This window comes from Streptomyces sp. NPDC054849 (genome assembly GCF_053610945.1).
This window is the reverse complement of the sequence record NZ_JBSGZI010000118.1, coordinates 1-2,257: the sequence shown is the minus strand read 5'-3', so window position 1 is coordinate 2,257 and position 2,257 is coordinate 1. Positions and strand designations below refer to the sequence as shown.

Below are 2,257 nucleotides of genomic sequence, written 5' to 3'. Positions count from 1 at the left end.
GATGCTGATGGCACTGACTGTTTTGGGGCTGGCCGCCTGTCTTGCTGTCGACGGTGGGGGTGCCGGGGCAGCGGTTCTGTGGGTGTCGGCGGGGGCCGGGGTTGTGCTGGGCGCTGTTATGTCGGTGTTCGATGAGCTGGCCGGTCTGTTCTTCACCTCCTCTCCCGCGCGTTCCCGGATGACGGGGCGGGTCACGAGACGGGAGTTTCCGTGATGAGTGTGTGGGCTGTTCTCACCGTTGTCCTGACGGTGGTGAGCGTGGGTCATCTGCTGGTCACATTCGGTCTGGTGCGCCGGCTGCGTGCGCATACCGATCTTCTTGACCAGCTGGCGGGTGAGTCTGACCGGGTGCTGCCGGCCGGCACTCCCATTCCGTCGTTCACTGCCCAGACCACCGGCGGTGACACGATTACCGAGGCTGGTCTGCGGCATCCGGCGGCGGTGGCGTTGCTGGCGGTCGACTGCCCGCACTGCCGCACCAACCTGCCCGAGTTCGTGGCCTACGTCCGCGGCGGGGGCTTTCCCCGTGACGGTGTCCTGGCGGTGGTCGCGGACAGTGAGCGCACCGACGACACGGCACGCCAGGACATGCTTGACGCGCTGGGGCCTGTGGCGACCGTGGTGTGCGAGAGCGGCATGAGAGGACCTGTTGCCACGGCTTTCGACGTGCAAGGGTTCCCGGTCTTCTATCTCACCGGTCCTGACGGCACCATCGCCACCGGCCACCACGCGGTGCGAAGACTCCCCAACACCGCCCTTGCCTCAGAATCAGACCGAGGGCAGGCGGTCAGGGAATCGTGAGCGGCCCCCCGCCTTGGAGGTGAGTCCGGTCATGTTCCCGGTCACTTGCAGCAGCGAGCGCCTCAGGCTTCGCGAGCTCAGCGCCGACGACACCGACGGTCTCTTCGCGATTCTCGGGAGCCCGGAAGCCACAGCGCACCTGAGTCTCGGGACGCAGACACGCGCCGGCGTCGAAGCGATCGTCGACTGGTATATCGCTGCTGCCCGGGTCGTTGCCCGCGCCGACTACGCGTTCGCGGTGGTCACCAGACATGACGGCGGCCTGATCGGTCTCGGCCGCCTTTCCCTGGATCCCCAGAAGCCGCGCGAGGCTGTCGTCGGCCTCGTGCTGCGCCAGGATCAGTGGGGAGTCGGCTACGGCGTGGAAACCGCCCGCATGCTCCTCGCCTTCGGGTTCGAAGTCCTGGAGCTGCACCGTATCCGGGGTGAACGTTCTCCTGCCAATGAAGCGTCGGCAAGGACGATGTCCGCCACCGGGATGACCGAAGAGGGCGTCATCCGCAACCACGTCTACCAGGCTGGTGCCTGGCGCGACTCGGTCGTGCACGCCATCTACGACCGTGAATGGCAACCACAAGGCCCGGCACACCCTGAGCCAGGCCGGTCAGGACAACCGATACGCCCCCGAGCCGAGGGCGGTGCTGCGCCGTGCGCCAGCACGCACGAGTCTGACACCGGTTTCGACAAAGAGACACTCATACCCGAGCTCCGGGGGTACTCGAGCGTTTCCCCAAGGCCGGGTAGTTAGCGTTTCACGCAGAGCAACGGAGCTCGTTGGTACAGGCAGTCGACCAAGACAGCTTGTACCCGAGGAGGGGCGTTTCCCCGTGATCGTGGACACCCGCGCCCCCTCTCCTGCTGCGGGTTGGCGTCCGGTGGTGGGCCTCGGAGCGTGGAGTGTCGGGGGTGGGTAGTGGCGGAAAATCCGGGATGCTACACAGTGCATCACAGTGATGCGCGGGACCCGGCGTGCTGGTCAGGCAGTCGGGTCCAAGGTTTTCCCGAGGGTGTCCCTGTATTCTGCCATTGGTACATGCCGCATCACCCCCGGAAGGGGTAGGCTGTGTGTCCCGATGTTCCCTTTCGAGGGTGAGGGCGGAGCGCAGCGGAGCCCCCCGATTCGGGGTGGGGTTGAGTTCCTGTCAGGTGCCGGCTCGTCACCTTTCGTTCCGGGGGGTGGTGGTGGAAAATCCCGGATCCTACACAGTGCCCGCAGGTGATGGACCCTCCTCCCGTTGCCAGCGGCGGCGTAGCCGCCTGGGCGGGAGCGTTAGCGGACGCCCTGCCCGGGGAGCGCAGCGGACCGGGCCAGAGTCCCGCTTGCGGGACTCCCCCTATTCGCGCTTGCGCGAATAGGGATCCCTTTAGAATTCCGCTTGCGGAATTCAATGCCCGCGCTTGCGCGGGCATTTGGCGGAGCGTCAGCGAAGCCTTTCGCTCTTCGGCGGCTTGCCGC

The 2,257-nt window shown here is 66.5% G+C and carries 3 protein-coding genes; all 3 read left to right on the top strand.

Annotated features, from left to right (window positions below):
* Positions 1 to 214 (top strand): hypothetical protein (locus tag ACWGIF_RS33325; protein WP_453503107.1); only part of this gene is annotated, 214 nt, incomplete at its 5' end.
* A 44-nt stretch (positions 215 to 258) separates the two neighbouring features.
* Positions 259 to 801: a TlpA disulfide reductase family protein gene (locus ACWGIF_RS33320; RefSeq protein WP_453503106.1), complete on the top strand. Its 543-nt coding sequence runs from the start codon at positions 259 to 261 to the stop codon at positions 799 to 801.
* 31 nt (positions 802 to 832) lie between these two features.
* Positions 833 to 1,549 carry a GNAT family N-acetyltransferase gene (locus ACWGIF_RS33315; protein WP_453503103.1) on the top strand — a complete coding sequence of 239 codons (717 nt, stop codon included), beginning with the start codon at positions 833 to 835 and terminating at the stop codon, positions 1,547 to 1,549.
* Positions 1,550 to 2,257 lie beyond the last annotated feature (708 nt).